At 33.8% G+C, this 18,870-nt stretch carries 13 protein-coding genes; 9 read left to right on the top strand and 4 right to left on the bottom strand.

Features of this window, described 5'->3' with window-relative positions:
- Position 1 precedes the first annotated feature (1 nt).
- From M9C80_03885 to M9C80_03875, 3 genes are read left to right on the top strand one after another with little or no spacing between them, the layout of a single operon-like run.
- On the top strand, positions 2-1,612 hold the full coding sequence (locus M9C80_03885; protein URQ69089.1) for a peptide ABC transporter substrate-binding protein: 1,611 nt from the start codon (positions 2-4) through the stop codon (positions 1,610-1,612).
- A gap of 7 nt (positions 1,613-1,619) precedes the next feature.
- Positions 1,620-2,543, top strand: a complete 924-nt coding sequence (locus M9C80_03880; protein URQ69088.1) for an ABC transporter permease — start codon at positions 1,620-1,622, stop codon at positions 2,541-2,543.
- Entirely contained in the window at positions 2,540-3,394 is an 855-nt protein-coding gene (locus M9C80_03875) for an ABC transporter permease (GenBank protein ID URQ69087.1), read from the top strand. Before M9C80_03880 ends, M9C80_03875 begins: the two co-directional genes overlap by 4 nt.
- Here the strand turns inward: M9C80_03875 and M9C80_03870 are convergent.
- Together M9C80_03870 and gloB are read right to left on the bottom strand one after the other, a co-directional pair.
- Positions 3,391-4,854 carry a LysM peptidoglycan-binding domain-containing protein gene (locus M9C80_03870; protein ID URQ69086.1) on the bottom strand — a complete coding sequence of 488 codons (1,464 nt, stop codon included), beginning with the start codon at positions 4,852-4,854 and terminating at the stop codon, positions 3,391-3,393. The two genes, M9C80_03875 and M9C80_03870, sit on opposite strands and share 4 nt — an antisense overlap.
- Positions 4,836-5,603, bottom strand: a complete 768-nt coding sequence (gene gloB / locus M9C80_03865; GenBank protein URQ69085.1) for a hydroxyacylglutathione hydrolase — start codon at positions 5,601-5,603, stop codon at positions 4,836-4,838. The genes M9C80_03870 and gloB overlap by 19 nt, the downstream gene beginning before the upstream one ends.
- 22 nt (positions 5,604-5,625) lie before the next feature.
- Between gloB and rnhA the strand changes: the two genes are divergently transcribed.
- From rnhA to ggt, 5 genes are all read left to right on the top strand, one after another.
- Positions 5,626-6,060, top strand: a complete 435-nt coding sequence (gene rnhA / locus M9C80_03860; protein ID URQ69084.1) for a ribonuclease HI — start codon at positions 5,626-5,628, stop codon at positions 6,058-6,060.
- Positions 6,061-6,065: 5 nt separating this feature from the next.
- Positions 6,066-6,785 (top strand): DNA polymerase III subunit epsilon, encoded by a 720-nt coding sequence (dnaQ, locus tag M9C80_03855; protein URQ69083.1) that lies wholly within the window; start codon positions 6,066-6,068, stop codon positions 6,783-6,785.
- The gene (gene gltX / locus M9C80_03850) at positions 6,782-8,179 is read left to right on the top strand and encodes a glutamate--tRNA ligase (GenBank protein ID URQ69082.1); all 1,398 of its coding nucleotides are present in this window, start codon (positions 6,782-6,784) and stop codon (positions 8,177-8,179) included. The genes dnaQ and gltX overlap by 4 nt, the downstream gene beginning before the upstream one ends.
- A gap of 84 nt (positions 8,180-8,263) precedes the next feature.
- Positions 8,264-11,212, top strand: coding sequence for a TonB-dependent receptor (locus tag M9C80_03845; GenBank protein URQ69081.1), 2,949 nt, complete (start codon positions 8,264-8,266; stop codon positions 11,210-11,212).
- 58 nt (positions 11,213-11,270) lie between these two features.
- A complete protein-coding gene (ggt, locus tag M9C80_03840; GenBank protein ID URQ69080.1) occupies positions 11,271-13,031 on the top strand; it encodes a gamma-glutamyltransferase in 1,761 nt (586 codons plus the stop codon).
- On the opposite strand, the gene M9C80_03835 is transcribed toward ggt, so the two are convergent.
- The gene (locus M9C80_03835) at positions 13,024-14,457 is read right to left on the bottom strand and encodes an amidohydrolase (GenBank protein URQ69079.1); all 1,434 of its coding nucleotides are present in this window, start codon (positions 14,455-14,457) and stop codon (positions 13,024-13,026) included. The genes ggt and M9C80_03835 overlap by 8 nt on opposite strands.
- 9 nt (positions 14,458-14,466) lie before the next feature.
- Positions 14,467-15,255: an enoyl-ACP reductase gene (locus M9C80_03830; GenBank protein ID URQ69078.1), complete on the bottom strand. Its 789-nt coding sequence runs from the start codon at positions 15,253-15,255 to the stop codon at positions 14,467-14,469.
- Between the two features lie 310 nt (positions 15,256-15,565).
- Between M9C80_03830 and M9C80_03825 the strand changes: the two genes are divergently transcribed.
- On the top strand, positions 15,566-18,853 hold the full coding sequence (locus M9C80_03825; GenBank protein ID URQ69077.1) for a TonB-dependent receptor plug domain-containing protein: 3,288 nt from the start codon (positions 15,566-15,568) through the stop codon (positions 18,851-18,853).
- Positions 18,854-18,870: the final 17 nt, after the last annotated feature.

Raw genomic sequence — 18,870 nt, 5'->3', positions numbered from 1 at the left:
AATGCATAAAAAATATTTTTTAATCTTAATATCTCTATGTTTTATTCATAGCTGTGGGCAAAACATATCACCGGTAGATTCTGGATTAGAAAATCAAATTTTCCATTTTGGAAATGGTGCTGAGCCGCAAGGTTTAGATCCACATATTGTAACCGGTGTCCCGGAACATCATTTACTGATATCAATGTGTGAGGGATTAACATCATCTAATCCAAAAGGAGGAGCAAGCTTACCAGGCGCTGCTGAATCATGGGAAATAAGCAATGATGGAAAAAAATATACTTTTTTCTTAAATAAGAATGCTAAGTGGTCAAATGGAGATCCTGTAACAGCATCTGATTTTGTTTGGAGTTGGAAGAGAATTCTTACGCCATCATTAGGATCACAATATCCTGATATGCTCTATTATGTAACTGGTGCATATGAATTCCATAATGAAATAAATAACAATTTTGATAATGTTGGAGTAAAGGCTATTGACGACTTTACTCTTGAGGTTAATCTAAAAAACCCAACACCTTTTTTTCTTGGTCTTCTTAGTCACTATAGTACTTGGCCAGTGCACAAAGAAACTGTTTTAAAATATGGAGATATTGATGATAGAAATGGTGAGTGGACTCGCCCAGGAAATTTTGTATGCAATGGCCCATTTCGACTTAAGTCATGGGAACTAAATAGCAAAATAATTGTTGATAAGAATCCATTCTATTGGGATGCAAAAAAAGTAAAACTTAATGAAATACACTTTTATCCAGTTCAAAATACAATGACTGAGGACAGAATGTTCAGAGCAGGCCAACTTCATTTAACTAGCAGTTTACCTTCGCAAAAATGTCCAATATACATTGAAGAAAATAATCCAAACTTAAGAATAGATCCTTACATGGGAACATATTTTTATAGATTTAATACTAAACATCCAGTTCTTAAAGATGTAAAAGTTAGAAAAGCGCTAGCTTATGCTATCAATAGAACTCAATTGGTTGAGAAAGTTACTAAATGCGGTCAAATACCTGCTTATTCATTTACGCCTCCTGGTTCAGCAGGATATCAGCCTGATACGGAGATTAAATATGATCCATTGTTAGCAAAACAATTATTAGTTGAGGCTGGATATTCTAATCCAGAAGATTTTCCAAAATTAGAAATATTATTTAATACTAATGAAGATCATAGAAAGATTGCGTTAGCCATTCAGCAGATGTGGCAAACAACTCTTGGAATAGAAGTTGAGTTAGTCAATCAAGACTGGAAAGTTTATTTAAATAGAGAAATGATAGGTGACTTCCAAGTCTCAAGAGCAGGTTGGATAGGAGATTATGAGGACCCAAATACATTTTTAGATACTTTAAGACCTAATAGAGGTAATAATAAAACTGGTTGGGAAAATAAAAAATATGACGATTTGCTTGAGCTTGCCAACTCAACCAATGATACAGAGAAAAGATATAATCTTCTTATGCAAGCAGAAAGAATACTGATCGATGAAATGCCTATTGTTCCTTTGTATACTTATGTTAGATCTTATCAACTATCAGAAGATGTAAAAGGGTATTTTCCAAATTATTTAGATCATCATCATCCTAAATATATATACTTAGAAAGAGATTAATTTCTGTATGCTAAGTATTTTTATTAAAAGAATTTTAATTTCAATTCCTGTTCTTTTAGCAGTAGCAAGTATTACTTTTTTTCTAATTAAACTTGCTCCTGGTGGTCCATTTGATGCTGATAAAGCAGTCTCACCACAAGTTCTAAAGAATTTAAACGAAGCATACAATTTAAATGCATCTCAATGGCAACAGTATTTAGATTATATGTCTGGTGTAATCAGAGGTGATTTTGGTCCTTCATTTCGTTATCCAGGAAGATCTGTAACAGAAATGATTACAACTGGTTTGCCGGTTACATTTGAGCTTGCAATTTATTCAATGCTGATTGCTTTGTCTATTGGCATTTTTTCTGGAGTTCTTGCTGCACTTAAAAGAAATACATTTTTAGATTATGTACCGATGGGAATTGCGATGATTGGTATTTGCGTACCAACTTTTCTAATGGGCCCTTTATTGGTATTAATTTTTGGAATTAATTTTGAATTGTTACCAGTCTCAGGATGGGGACAACTCCCAGGAGATAAATTACTACCATCCATTACTTTAGGATTTGCATATGCTGCTTATATAGCAAGATTAAGCAGAGGAGGTATGTTAGAAATATTAAATCAGGATTTTATAAGAACTGCTCGGGCCAAAGGTCTAAATGAAACGCAGGTTGTTACTAAACACGCGATGCAGGGTGGACTTATACCTGTTGTATCATTTTTGGGTCCTGCAATTGCTGGACTTCTTGCAGGTTCTTTTGTTGTTGAAACAATTTTTCAAATTCCTGGATTAGGAAGATTCTATGTTGAAGCAGCATTCAATAGAGACTACACAATGATATTAGGAACAACAATTTTTTTTTCTGCCATGATTGTTTTTTTTAACCTAATGTCAGATTTAGCAGCACTTTGGTTAAATCCAAGATCAAGGGATTTATCATGAGCAATAATCCTTCTCTATGGTCCGATGCAATATATAGATTGACTCGCAATAAAGCAGCAATGATTGGTGGGTCAATTTTGATAGTTTTGATTTTGTGTGCTTTTGCTGCTCCTTGGATCGCACCATACTCTTATTACGAACAAAATCTCGACTTAGGAGCTACTGCTCCATCTTCAGCACATCTATTAGGAACAGATATTTTAGGTAGAGATTTATTAAGCAGAATACTATATGGGGCAAGAATATCTCTTCTTGTTGGTTTTGTTGCAACGGGAGTTGCATTGGTGATTGGAGTGTCTTGGGGAATTATTGCTGGATATGCAGGTGGTAGAGTTGATTCCATTATGATGCGAATAGTTGATGTGCTTTATGGCCTTCCTTTCATAATTTTTATTATTTTGTTGATGGTTATTTTTGGAAGAAATCTTTGGTTATTATTTGGTGCAATTGGTGCTGTTGAATGGTTGACTATGGCAAGAATAGTAAGAGCTCAAGTGATTGGTCTAAAAAATCAAGAGTTTGTTCTTGCAGCAAATGCAATGGGAGTTGGAAACTTTCTCATGTTCAGAAGGCATTTGTTACCTAACATATTGGGCCCTGTTGCAGTCTACGCAACATTGACGATTCCACAAGTTATGCTGTTAGAAGGATTTTTAAGCTTTTTGGGGTTAGGTATTCAACCACCAATGAGTAGCTGGGGCACTTTAATAAAAGATGGAGTCGAATCAATGGAAGAGTATAGCTGGTTGTTAATTTATCCAGGTATAACATTTACTATAACTTTATTCGCCCTAAACTTTTTTGGTGATGGTTTGAGAGATGCTTTAGATCCAAAAACTTCTGATAATTAAAAAGCTCTTATCGCAATCTTTATTATTTGACCGGGCATTAATTTTGAAGTTTTAAAATCATTTAATTCCTCAATGCTCTTTACACTCACATCAAATAAATCTGATATTTTGTATAAATTATCTCCTTGTTTAACTGAATAGAGTATTGTTCTTTTTTTTGATTCTATATTTCGATGAATGTTTTTATTACCAATAGATAATTGCTGGCCTAATTTAAGTATTGCATTTCTGTCAAGCGAATTTATTGCAGTCAACTCTTTAATTTCAATCTTATATTTTTTAGCAATGCTCCAAAGAGTATCTCCTTCAGATACGATATGCATTTCATATGGAATAAATGTATTAGACTTTGACTTGCTCAAAGGTATTAACAAGGTATCGTTCACTGATAATAAATCACTATTTATATAATTAATTTCCTTAATAATTCTAACTTCAGTGTCATATTTTTTTGCTAATTTCCATAAACTATCTCCAGATAATACTTTATGTGATATCCAGTTAATCTGATTTACATTTTCAAAGGGACTATCAGGACTGTCTAGTAAATAAGTTTTTTCTATTGGCACATAAAAAATGCTTTTATCTTTTGGTGCAGAAGCCCATTTTGTATAACCAGCATTTAATTTATATATAAGCTTTGGTTTTATACTTAGATATTCGCTAAGAGTTAAGATCTCAACTTGACCAGGTATCTCAATTTTCTTTACAACAGATTCTATTGGGATGTTAGGTAGAAGAATTCCATATTTTTCAGCATTAAAGATTACTTCTCTTATTGCAACGTATTTAGGCACATATTCTGTGACTTGATTTGTTAAATTTAACGACCAAAAATCATATTTTAAACCTCTACGTTTATTTTTTTTTATTTGTTTTTCAAGATAAGTAGGCCCAGCATTATACGCAGCAAGAGCAAGATAAATATCATTATCAAACCTCTCAAATAGATATTTAAAATATCCAATTGCAGCATGAGTTGATCTATATGGATCATGTCTGTCCTCATTCCACCATGATCTCTCCAAGTTAAATGCTCTTCCGGTGGTAGGCATAAACTGCCAAAGCCCAACTGCACCAGAAGGCGAAATTGAAAAGGGATCATAATTACTTTCTATAAAAGGAATCAGAGCAAGCTCAACAGGAAGATCTGCAGCTTCAAGTTCTTGAATTACGTAATAAATGAAATAATAGGATTTATCTAAATATTCTGTAAATTTTTCTAGATTAGATATGTGTTTATTGATATAAAAATTTGTTTGCTCATCAAGAATATACGGTGATAAATCTGTTTTTGTCATCATATATTCCCATACATCTTGTGGTTTTTCTTCAACAACAATAACTTGAGGTTTTTGTTCCTCAATTGAAATAACAGAACTAGGCATACCTAAATCAATTTGTTGACAGCCAAATATTAATAAAGAAGCTGTAATTATTATTAGAAGTTGTCTTTCCATTCTCTTAAGGCAGAAAAAATATTTAATTCACTTAAATCAGTATTAAATTTTTTTCTTATTATGATTTGAAGGCTCTCATCATCACATCGTAAAAAGGGATTAATAAGTTTTTCCTCTTTAATACTTGTTGGGAGGGTAGGTATATTCTTTGATCTGAGTTCTTGAACTTTAGATAAACTATCTCGTATGTTTTTATTCAAAGGCTCAACATGATTTGCAAACATTAAATTTGCTGTTGTGTACTCATGCCCACTATAAACTATTGTGTTTTCAGGAAGCTTTTTAAGCTTCAATAAAGATTCATACATTTGATCAAATGTACCTTCAAAAACTCGTCCGCAGCCAGCAGCAAATAGTGTATCCCCACAAAAAAGAATCGGATCATCATCACCGTCATTATAAAATGCAATATGATCTAAAGTATGACCTGGAACTTCAATAATCTTAAAAATTAATCCGTTTACTAAAATTTCATCTCCTTCAACCACTCTATGATCCACAGATTTTATTTGATTATTTGGTCCAAAAACCTTTAAGTCATATCTTTTTCTTAAATCTTCTATACCTCCAGAATGATCATAATGATGATGAGTGAGCAAAATACTATTCAAAGTTAGATCTTTATTTTTACTAAGATATTCAATTACAGGATTAGCATCACCAGGATCAATTACAATTGACCCTTCATTAGTTGTGACTAACCAAATATAATTATCACTAAAAGCTGGAATTGGTTCTACTTTAATCATATGCAAATTTTAATTTAATTTTATGAAAACAGTAAATATTTATACTGATGGTGCATGCAGAGGGAATCCTGGCCCAGGAGGTTGGGGTGTTTTGATTCAGTATCAAGATAATGAAAAAGAGTATTTTGGAGGTAATAAAAATACCACCAATAATCAAATGGAACTTCAAGCTGCCATAGAGGGTTTAAAATTACTTAAAGAAGTATGTATTGTTAATTTAACAACAGATTCAAAATACGTTATGCAAGGCATAACAAGTTGGATAAAAAAATGGAAAATTAACAAATGGAAAAATTCTAATAAAAAGGATGTTAAAAATAAGGAGCTTTGGATAGAGCTAGATAAGCTTTGTATGAAACATGATGTAAGATGGAATTGGGTAAAAGGCCACACTGGGCACGAACAAAATGAAATAGCAGACATACTAGCTAATAAAGGTATAGATAGTTTAGAGTAAAATTTATGGCAAAAAAATACATCATTCTTGATACAGAAACTACTGGGTTAGAAGTTGAGCAAGGCCATAGAGTGATTGAAATTGGAGCAGTGCTTTTAAATGATAGAAAAAAATCTGAGGAACATTTTCATTCTTATTTAAATCCTGAAAGATTGATTGACGAAGAAGCCACAAAAGTTCATGGAATATCTAATCAAGATCTTGAAGATAAGCCCTTGTTTCAAGAAATTGCTGAAGAGTTTTTAGAATTTATCCAAGGAAGCACATTAGTTATTCATAATGCAGATTTTGATGTAGGATTTTTAAATAATGAATTGAACTTAGTTTCTTCAAAATATCCAAAACTTGAGGAAATATGTGAAGTTATAGACTCACTGTCATTAGCAAGGGAAAAATTTCCTGGCCAAAGAAACTCTTTAGATGCATTAGCTAATAGATTTGATGTAACTGGTTATGACAGAACTTATCACGGAGCTTTGCTGGATGCTAATATTCTTGCAGATGTTTATATGCTTTTAACTGGCGGCCAAAGTAATTTTGAATTCAGTAATGGGAACTCTACACCATCATTAGAACAGAAAAAATCTAATAAAGAATTTTTAACCAATGGATTTAAAATTAAAAAAATTGAATCATCAAAAGACGATATTAAAGAACACAATAAAAGACTTGATGACATAACTTCAAGAAATAATGTTGATACTATTTGGAATAAAATAACTTGAAAAAAATTGTCACAAGATTTGCACCAAGTCCAACTGGAACTTTGCACATTGGTGGAGTTCGAACAGCACTTTTTAATTTTGTATATGCTAAACAAAATAAAGGTGAATTTTTAATCAGAATTGAAGATACAGACAAAGAACGCTCTTCAAAAGAGTATGAAAAAAATATATTAGAAAGTCTTGCAAGCGTTGGTCTCATACCAGACCAAACACCAATTAATCAGTCAGAAAGAAATGAAATTTATATTAAAGCAGCTGAAAAGATTATTGCATCAGGTAAAGCTTATTGGTGTGATTGTTCACAAGAGGAGTTAGACGAAATGCGTCAAGAGCAAACCGCTGCTGGGAAAAAACCAATGTATGATGGTAGAAGCAGAAATCTTGGACTAGAACGCTCTGAAAATACAGTTTTAAGATTAGCGACTCCAGAAGATGGCGAAATAATCGTTAACGATATTATTAGAGGGCAAGTAAAATTTGAAAACAATGAACTTGATGATCTTATTTTATTGAGAAGTGATGGATCTCCAACATATCATTTGTGTAATGTTGTTGATGATTTTGAACAAGGTGTTTCTAGTGTTATAAGAGGTGAAGATCATCTTAGTAATACTCCAAGACAAATACATATTCAAAATGCCCTCGAATATCCATCCTTAGAATATGCTCATCTTCCATTAGTTCTTGGTAATGATAAAAAAAGGCTTTCCAAAAGACATGCTGCAACTAGTTTGGAGGAGTACAGAAATTTGGGTTATCTTGATTCTGCTATCTTAAATACTTTAGCAAGACTTGGATGGTCAAAAGGGGAAAAAGAGGTTTTTTATATAGATGATCTAGTTAAAGATTTTAGTTTAAGCGATGTTCAAAAAGCAGGTGCAATTTTTGATATTTCTAAATTGGATTATTTAAATATTCAGCATATGGCTAAATTAACGCTCGAAGATTTTATTGATAACTTAAAGCCTCATTTAAAAAATCTAAATATAGATATTAATTTGCATCCAAAAGCAAAGGAATTAATTGAAGCTATGAGAACTTCAGCATCAACATTTTCTGGTGTTGCAAAAAATCTCTTCTGTTATTTCAATGAAATAAGTGAATTTGATGAAAAAGCTATACAAAAGTTTGTTATAGGATCAGAAAATATCTTGTTAGATTTAAAAGAAGAAATTGCTAGATTAGATGTCTGGGATGAACCATCAATTGATAGCGCCTTAACTGAATATCGAGAAAAAAATAACCTATCGGTGCCTAAAGTAAATCAACCAATAAGAATAGCATTAACTGGCTCTACAAACTCACCATCATTAGGCTTAACGTTGTCTTTATTTACACAAGAAGAAAGCTTGAAAAGAATTGAGCAATTAATCATAAATATATCCACTAATTAATATCTGTTAAAAATTGATTTTTTTTAAGTTTTTGGCTTACAATTAGGGTATATAACTATGAATAACGTTAAATAGGGGATAATAATGTTAAAAAAAATATTTTTTGTACTTCCATTAATTTTTACAACATACTTTTTTGCACAAGAGTCAGAAGATTCAGATGTTGAAGAAGTAGTTGTTGTTGGTTCGCAAATTAAAGGAGCGACTATTACTGGTGTTTTGCCTGTTACAGTGATATCAGCTGATGATATGGATGCTATGGGTATAGATTCTGGTGATGAGCTTTTAGATAATATTGCTGAATTTGGTCAAAATACTTTTAACCAAAATGAATTTAGTGGTGGTTATAACGCATCAAGAGGTGATGTTGGTGCATTCAACTTAAGAGACATTGGTACTGGTAATACACTTACATTGATAAATGGAAGAAGATTAGTAACATCCCCAGGTTATCAAACAGAGCCAATTCTTGGGGGAACAATACCCGTAATGACAACCAACTCAAATGCTATTCCCTCATATGGTGCAGATAGAATTGAAATATTAAGAGATGGTGCTTCAGCTATTTACGGTGCCGATGCTCTAGCTGGTGTTGTTAACACAGTTCTTGATAACGATTATGTTGGAATGAAAGTTAGATTTAAGTCTAGTGCTTATGATGGTTTTGGGGCAAAAGATAACAAAATGAGTTTCCAGTGGGGGGATGACTTTGGTAAAACTAACATTTCAGTATATCTAGATATTTATGATAGAGACAAAATTTCTGGTTATGAAGATCCAAAGTGGAGAACAATGGATCCAAGAATCTATCCTGGATTAAGTCCAAATCTTTATGGCTTATCTGCATGGTCTGATACTTCATGGAGACAATCAAATTCTGCAGGTTATTATGGAGTCTGGGATGCACCAGGTGTTGGATCACGTTGGCATTCAAAACCTTTAACTGATTCAGCATGTGATTCAACATCATCTAATGTTTATTTTGATGCTGAAGGAGCATCATGTTTAATTAGAACTGGTAGCTCTAGTAGTTCATATAGAGGTTATTATAACGAGCCAGGTCTTAATGATATGAGACCTGATTTAGAGAGACAAAATTTGTATGTTTTTATTAATTCAGAGCTTGCAAGCGGTGTTGAAACCTATACAGAAATAGGTGCATATCATTCTCTTGCTCAACAAAATAGATGGCCAGGCACTACACTAGGTGCTGGTGGTTGCGCAAGTTCAGGTACTTGTACTCAACCATATCTAGTTCCAGCATCGAATTATTGGTTAAATCAATTAGTGAATTCTGATGGTGACAAATTCGTAGATCGAAGCGATTTCAATCCATTAGGCCTTTATAAGGCAAGACATAGATTTGATACTCCAAGAGGATATGATTCACATAGAACAACTTTAAGATTTGTTCAGGGTTTTAGAGGTAACACAGGAACATGGGACTGGGATACTGCAATCGTATGGTCTCAAGCAAAATCTAAACAAAATAATACTGGAAGACAATCTATGACATTATTGGATCATATGTTGGCTCTTAACAATGACCAAGCGTATAACCCTTTTGCTGGTCCAGGTATTAATGATGAGGATCCTTTTACTATTAGCATTGTTAGAGATAATTACTCAAGCTTGTACATGTGGGATCTCAAGTTATCAAATCCAGATGTCTTTGATTTACCAGCAGGTTCAGCAGGTATGTTAATTGGATTTGAAGCCAGAAAAGAATCTTATGTTGATGGTAGGGATCCAAGAATTAGTGAGCCTACTTACGTAGTTCCAGTAGGACCAAGACAGGGATTAGCATTCCCATTAATTTCAGATGTTGTTAATTCAAGCGCAACACCTGCTTCTGGTGGTGGAAGAACTACTTATTCTGCATTTGTTGAATTAGCTTTGCCTATTCATTCAATGATTGACGCTCAACTTGCAATCAGAACAGAGGATTCAAGTGATTATGGAGATGCTACAGTGGGAAAATTTGCAATTGGTTTCACCCCAATTGAACAAGTAACTATAAGAGCATCAGCTTCTGAAACATTTAGAGCCCCTGCATTAATACTTATTAATGAGGGTTTCTTAGGAAGAAGCACCTCAACTAATGACGCGTTACTGGATCTTGCATATGGTGATGATCAACTTGATTACTCAATGCAGAGAATTACTGCAGGTAATCCAGGCCTTACTCCAGAGCTTGGAGAAAACTCATCTATTGGTGCAGTTATTGAGCCTATACAAGATCTAATTATTACTGTAGACAAATGGAAAATCGAAACAGAAGACACTATAGGTGCTTTTGGTATGACTAATGCAGTTTTATTAGACGCATTAATTAGAGCAGAAGGTGGTGCATCACAATGTTCAGGTAATCCAAACGTTATAAGATCACCTTGGGGAGGTGCAGATCCTGAGCGTGGAACATGGAGCTCATCCTTGTGTCAAGTTGGCGATGTAATGCAGGTTAATGATTATTACGTTAACAATGATACTAGAACCATTGAAGGTATGGATACAAATATTCAATACTCAATAGACACTAAATTTGGTGACTTTGGAGCAAAAGTTACTCATGTTCATTATGATACTTACGAACAAGAGGCTGGCGGAGATGCTCAAAGATTAAGTGTAGCTGGTGGACCAGGTGGATTGCTTGAAGGTTTAGCTCCTGTTAGAGGTGTTGATAATCTTCTCGGATTAGATGGACGTATTGAAAATAAATACACCATGAAATTATCATGGAAGCTTGGACCATACCAAGTATTAGTTTCTGGAACATTCTGGGACGAGTTCTTTGAATCAGGCCATACTGAAACTATCGATGGTGTAAGAACTATGTGGACTGTTGATGCAATGGATATGACTAATGTTACTTTAGGATATACATTTGATAACGGTCTAAGAATTAGAGCTGCTGTAAAGAACCTTGAAGATAATAGAGCACCTTTAGCTGATGAATATATCGGAAGCTTCTGGGGCGATCTTCATACTGACTTTGGAAGAAACTACAGCGTTGAACTTTATAAAAAATTCTAATAATTTTTTAAACACTAAAAGGGGAGTCTTGTACTCCCTTTTTTATTAAAAAAACTTTATGAAATTAAAAAATACATTCATATATATAACGTTGATAATTTTCAGTCATTTTTCAGTCTCTTCAGATAATAATGAATTAATTACCCCATATAATTTAAATGAAAAGTATTTAGATTATTTAACTCCCTATCAACCTATTGTTGGTCAGTCTGGAATGGTAGTTTCACAAAATTCACTCTCATCAGATGTTGGAATAAATATTCTAAACCAAGGTGGCAATGCAGTTGATGCTGCAGTTGCAGTTGGTTTTTCTTTAGCTGTAACTCTTCCTAGAGCAGGGTCTCTTGGAGGCGGTGGCTTTATGCTTATTTATATGAAAGATGAAAATGCAGTCATTAATATTAACTACAAAAGTGAATCATCAAGAAACGCTTCAAACACTTCGTTATTTGGTAATGAAGAAGCTCCAAAAGATTATGATAGAAATATAGTTAGATATGGCTATAAAGCTATCGCAGTGCCTGGAACTGTTGCAGGTCTTTTAAAAGCACATGAGTTATATGGATCTATGCCGCTAAGTATTTTATTAAAAGATGCTATTGAGCAAGCTAAAAATGGAATAACTGTAAGTTATGATTTAGAAAATGCTGTTAGATATACCAATCAGTTAAAGGCTAACGTAGAGTCAAATAGTATATTTTTCAAAAAAGGCGATCCTCTTAAAGAAGGAACAAAGTTCATTCAAAATGATTTAGGAGATGTTTTAGAACTTATTGCCGCAAATGGCAGCGATGGTTTTTATAAAGGTCTTGTTGCAGAAAAAATTCAAATGGCAATGAAGAAAAACAACGGATTTGTTGATGCAATAGATTTAGCTAACTATGAGGCCAAAGTTACAAAGCCATTATCAATCAACTACAGAAACCATATTATATTTGCTTCAAATCCTCCATCAGTAGGTGGTTCTGTAATATTGGAATCTCTTAGTGTATTGGAAAATTTTGAACTTAAATCATATGAACCAAACTCATCAGAGGTTTTACACCTTTTAGCTGAATCATTGAGAAGGGGCCATATGGACAGATCAATCAATATTGGCGATCCAGTATTTTATAATGATTACACAAATGAATTAATTTCAAAGAAAAGAGGCAAAGAATTATCTAAGTCAATTAGTATAGATAAAGCTACAAAAAATAGTGAGATCTCTCCATATTCAAATTTAACTGAGGGTACAAATACCACTCATTATTCAATTATTGACAAAGATGGCAATGCTGTCTCCAATACATTCACACTTGGTTATTCTTACGGTTCAGGTGTAACAATACCTGGAACTGGAATTCTTATGAATAATCAGATGTCTAACTTTTCCTATGATTATGACTCCCCTTCAATTTCTGGAAGATTTGCAAATCCGTTAAACAGATTAGAACCAAACAAAAGATCAGTTACAAATATGTCACCAGTAATGACATTTGAAGATAATGAATTAAGATTGATTACGGGTTCTCCTGGTGGTGCAAGAATTCCTGCAGCAATTTTAAGAGTTATAACAGGCGTCATTGATTTTGATCTATCAGTCAGTGATGCAACGATGCTACCAAGAATAAATATGAACTTTACCCCTGATGAATATCTAGAATACGAATCAATTGTCAGTAAAGATACAGTTGATAATTTAGAAAAAAAAGGCCATTTGATGATTCAATCTAAATCAATTGGTGGCACCCAAAGTATCTATTCAATAAATGGAGTAAATTATGGATATAGTGATTTAAGAAGGCCTAACGGCGGAGTATCTATACAGATTAATTAACTCTATAGTTCAGTGGCGGCTCTCGATCTCCAAGCAAAGCTTTATATTTAAAATCTTTTCCAACTCTCTCATTAAGTTCTTTTTTTGCTTTAATTATGATCTCAGGATTTTTATAGATTTCAATTGCAGAAGCACTTAAAGTTTTTACCGCAAGTTCTGCTCCTTTTAGTCCAATTGAAGTTCCACCAGAGGCAACAGCCTGCCATGAATGAGAAGCTGTTCCGGGTACCCACGAAGCTGCTCTCATTCCAGCTGTAGGCACAACCCAACTTACATCACCAACGTCGGTAGATCCATAACTATGTGAAAATCTATAATCTTGAATTTCCTCTTGAGAGCCTATCAATTTATCGGGCTTTATAAAAGTTTGATATATCTCTTCTGCATAATTATTCTCTTTTTGTGTGTATTTTATTCCACCTATTTCAGATAAATTTTTATGAACAATTTTCTGAACGGTTTCATTGGGCAATAAAGAATAATTACCATGCATTACTTCGTAAGTCATTTGAGTTTCTGTTCCTTTGGCAGCACCTTCAGCTGTTTTCACAACTCTTTGAAATAACTCTTCGACATTTTTCATATTAGGATGTCTAACGTAGTAATAAACTTCTGCAATATCAGGAACAACATTTGGAGCTAAACCTCCCTTAGTAATAACATAATGGATTCTAGATTCTTGTGGTACATGTTCCCTCATCATATTCACCATCATATTCATAGCTTCAACTCCATCTAAAGCAGATCTTCCAAGCTCAGGTGATCCAGCAGCATGGGCTGATATTCCTCTAAAGGTAAATTTAGCAGATTTATTTGAATTCGAGGTTCTTGAATTAGCTGTATTAACATCATCCGGATGCCAATGAAAAACTATATCCACATCTTCAAAGAGTCCATCTCTTACCATATATACTTTTCCAGACCCGCCTTCCTCAGCAGGAGTGCCATAAAACCTTATTCGACCGTCAATATTATTTTCTTCTAACCATTCTTTTATAACTACTGCTGCCCATGCTGAAGCAGCACCAAATAAATGATGACCGCATGCATGTCCGCCTCCAGTTTCATTAGATATTACTTCTTTAAAAGGTGCATTAGTTTGGGCAAGGCCGGGCAAAGCATCAAATTCCCCTAATATTCCAATAACTGGCCCATTATTACCATACTCAGCAATAAATGCTGTTGGTATATTTGCAACTTTATATGTAATTTTAAAACCTTCCTCTTTTAAAGATTCTGCCAAGGCAGTAGAGCTTTTGATTTCTTGATAACCAAGTTCAGCATAGTCCCATATGCTTAATGCAATATTTTCAAATTTATTTTTATGTTTATTAACACTTGATTCTATATCTGAGCCAAATAACGAAGTACTTATGACAATTATCGATGTTAATAAAATTAAGTTAAAAAGATTTTTTTCTTTCATAAATAGCAATTATTCTTCAAATTCATTTAACGGCATTGCTGCGGTATTAAATCCTGCATCAACATATGTAATTTCTCCTGTAACACCACTTGCATAATTAGAGCATAAAAATGCAGCTACATTTCCAACCTCTTCAGTTGTCACAGTTCTCCTAAGCGGTGCACGTGATGAATGTTGCGAAAGCATCTTTCTAAAATTTTTAACACCAGACGCAGCAAGAGTCTTGATAGGTCCGGCTGAAATAGCATTGACCCGAATATTATCTTTACCCATGGATGCTGCTAAAAATCTAGTATTAGCTTCTAAACTTGCTTTTGCTAATCCCATTACATTGTAATTTGGTAATGACTGCATTGAACCTAAGTAAGTTAAAGTTAGAAGGGCAGAACCATCATTTAAAGCTGGTTTTGCTTCTTTTGCCATTGCAGTAAAACTGTATGAGCTTATTTCATGTGCAATTTTAAAACCCTCTCTGGTTGTAACATCTACAAAATTACCTTCTAACTGATCTGCAGGTGCAAAGCCAATAGAATGAACGAAGCCATCAAATGAACTCCAACGTTTTTTAAGCTCCACGAAGGAATTTTTTATTGAATCATCTGAAGATACATCACATTCTATTAAAATATTAGAGCCATATTCTTTTGCTAACGGTTTTAATTTTTTTAGTAATCTTTCATTTTGATAGGTAAAAGCCAATTCTGCTCCCTCACGATGCATGGCACTTGCTATACCAGAGGCAATAGAATACTTATTTGCCAATCCTGATATTAAGATTTTTTTGTTTTTTAAAAGCATATTAATTTTTATTTATTTATATAATAATAAATTGTAAAAGATTATGTATTGTTTATATATTTATATTTTTAAATTCTAATGATCAAAAGACTCAAAATATCTTTCTATAAAAACGTTTTTACGTACTTTTCAAAGATTTCAATAAAATTAGTGAATATTTATATAAAATCAAAATCTTCCAAAAAATCACACTTTTAAAGCATTTCTTTAACTTTTACTGAAAAAATTTATATATTTTGTATACAATTTTTTCACCTTTTCTTAAAAAATAGGGTATATTCTGCAACCTTAATTTAATTTGAGGGAATATATGACTAATTTATTGAGATTTAGGTCTTTCTTAATGGCTTTATCTTTGGTCTCTTTTGTTGCTATTGCGCAAGATGTTGAAGAAGTTACTGAAGTAGATGCTGATTCAGATGAATCAATTGAGGAAGTTATCACAACAGGTTCTAGAATCGCTAGAAACCCGCTAGAAATGGCACAACCAATTACCATAATTTCAGGTGATGAAATAAGGCAAAGAGCATATACAAATGCTGCATCAGCTTTAACGGATTTACCAGAAGTTGGTTCAGTTAATTCATTATCAGGCGATCAAAGCTCAATGGGAGCTGGACAACAAGTTGCTGCAAACTTTGGATTGGGATCTTCAAGAACTGTAACGCTTGTTAATGGTAGAAGATTTGTAGGGTCACAATCACCAACCGGTGGAGCTGGACTTGGTCTTGCGGTTGATTTAAATAATATACCAAGCGCGATGATCGATAGAATTGAAGTAGTTCCAGTAGGTGGTGCAGCAGTATATGGTGCTGACGCTATTGCTGGTGTTGTTAACTTTATTCTTAAAGATGATTTTGAAGGAGCTGAAATTTCTGTTAATCAATATGATTATGCGGGAATGGATACTGATAATAGCTTTAACTTAACCATTGGTGGTAATTTTGCTGATGGAAGAGGAAACATTGTATTAAATGCTCAAGTTGAGGATAAAGGGCAAGTTTTTTATGACCAAGCTAACCAAAGAATTCAAAACTGTCTTGGTGGTTTTTGGTACGAAAATCCAAATGATTCAGGACAAGATATATATGCAACACTCGGACATACATATCAAAAAGCTTTAGAGTCAACAAGAGGTGCAAGCCTTCAAGATGCTAACGGTTATAGATCATACGGTGATTTAAATGGTGATTTATGTCCCCATCTTGTTTCTAACCCAGTTGAAGGTTTATTAACTGCTATGGGTGATAATGAAGTAGGAGCTGTTGGTTATTCAGGAAATGGTAACCTAAACTTAAATGGTTCTGCTCCTTTATGGTACATTTTTGGTGCACCTGGTCAGTTAACTGCAATGGATCCAGGTGTTCCTTATGGTAGAAACTACTATACACGTGGATCAAGCATTTATAACATTCAAGATAATAAGATTTTAAGAGCTGGCTTTGAAAGAAAAAATATATCTGTTTTTGTAAAATACGATATAAATGATGATCATCAAATGTATTTTGATGTTTATAACAATTCTTTTAAAGCAGAAGATGATGGTTCATCATCATCAGCACACTACAGTGACTATTGGTTTGGTTATGTAGATAGAGATAATTGTAATGCTGGTGGATATGTTGCGCCATGGGCTGGAGCTACTTATAACGGCGATGGCACAGGTACTGCAGCAAATTGCTGGACATTATCTGGAAGTATCCCAATATATACTGATGATCCTTTCCTTACGCCTAATTCTGTAGCTATCATGGAAGGACTTGGTTACAGTGCTACAAGTCCAGGATATTTACAAAAACTTCATGTTGATCTTTCTCCAACACTCAGAGGGGATGGTTTCAATAACGAAAGTACAACACAATTTTATTCAATGGGTGTCACTGGTAATTTTGATTCTATGGGCAGAGACTTCAATTATGAAATTGGATATAGTTGGGGTGAGACAAGAATTATGGCTGATGAGCCATTTGTTGTTGGAGCAAGATTTGCTGCAGCTATGGACTATGACATAAATCCAGATACTGGCGAAATTGATTGTAGATTTAATTATGATCCAACATATAGACTACCTGCAACTCCAGCGTTTGCTTATGATTCCTCGTGGGGTTCATATTTAGCTGGCGGTATTGGACTTGGTAGTGTTGGTGATTGTGCTCCTTACAATGTAATGGGCTTTAATAACCCAGAAAATGCTGCTGCAAAAGAATATTTCACGTCTGTAGCTACTTCAGGTTCAACTTTAAATCAAATGTCAATGTTTGGTTCTATATCAGGATCTATAATTGATCTTCCTGCTGGACCATTAGAATTTGTTCTTGGTTTTGATAACAGAAAAGAAACCGCAGATTACTTAGCTGATCAAATGGCTCTACTAAGTGTTGCTATTAGAGGATCCCAAACAGAAAGTACAAATGGACAGTTTAATATTGATTCTAAGTATATTGAGCTTTCTATTCCAGTAGTGTCAGATATGCCGTTTGCACAAGATGTAAGGGTCGACTATGGTTATAGAGAATTGGAGAACACTAATTCTTTAAGAACAAATAAATACGACGTTGATGCATTAAGTATATTCTGGAGAATTAACGATGAAATTGCTGTTAGGGCTTCAGAACAAACAACTACAAAGTCACCAAACATTGATGACTTATATGGTCCTTTAAATCCAAGTTTTCAACAAGCAGAAGATCCTTGTGATGCTAGATATGTTGCTGATGGAGATTTTCCTGCTAATAGAGCGGCAAACTGTGCATCGATAGGTATAGATACTTCTACGTTTAGAAGTTTCGTTGCTGGTGGTACTGTTCAAGGTGTTTCCGGTGGTAACCCAAGACTATTAGATGAAAGTGGTGAAACAAATTCCTACGGTATTATTTACACACCTTCAAACGATTTCTTTGACGCAATTGGAAATGTCTCAATGTCAGCAGATTACATAGAAATTCTTCTAACAGATTATGTAACAACATTTGCTTTAATTGATTTTATGGAGGCATGTTACGATGCAGCTTCATTTCCAAATAACTTCTGTGATAGTTTCACTAGAGATCCTGAAACAAACCAAGTTAATGGATTCTCTGTTGGAGCTGGTAATGCGGGTACTATAGATTTTGGTACTTACATTTACAGAATTAACTGGGATAAAGACTTTTCAATAGGAAATCTATCACTTGCTTGGAGAGGTTATCAACAAGATAAAAGAAACCAAGCTGACTCTGGAGATCCAGCTGACTTAGTTGACAAAACTGGTTATGCATCTGATCCTGAGTGGGTTCAAGATTTAACTATTGGTCTAGCTAAAAACGATCACTTCGCATACTACAAAATGGATTTTGTTGATGGTGGATATATCAATAAACAGCAGACCGATATAAGAGCAGACAGATACATCGGTGCAAGTGGACAACCAATGACTGAATATGATGGCTATTTTACAGATACAATTGGTTATGTATATACACCAACAGAAGATATCACTCTTGCAATAAGAGTATCTAACCCTCTTGATCATGATGGATCAGAAGATAGATATCAAGTTGAAAGAGGAACTCTTCTTATTGGAAGAACTATATCAACATCTTTTAGTATTAAATTCTAAAAGGTATTTGATTTAAA

It is taken from the genome of SAR86 cluster bacterium (assembly GCA_023703615.1).
In the GTDB taxonomy this organism is placed as follows: Bacteria; Pseudomonadota; Gammaproteobacteria; order Magnimaribacterales; family D2472; genus MED-G85.
Note: the sequence above shows the minus strand (reverse complement) of the source record. Positions and strands in the feature narration are given on the sequence as shown.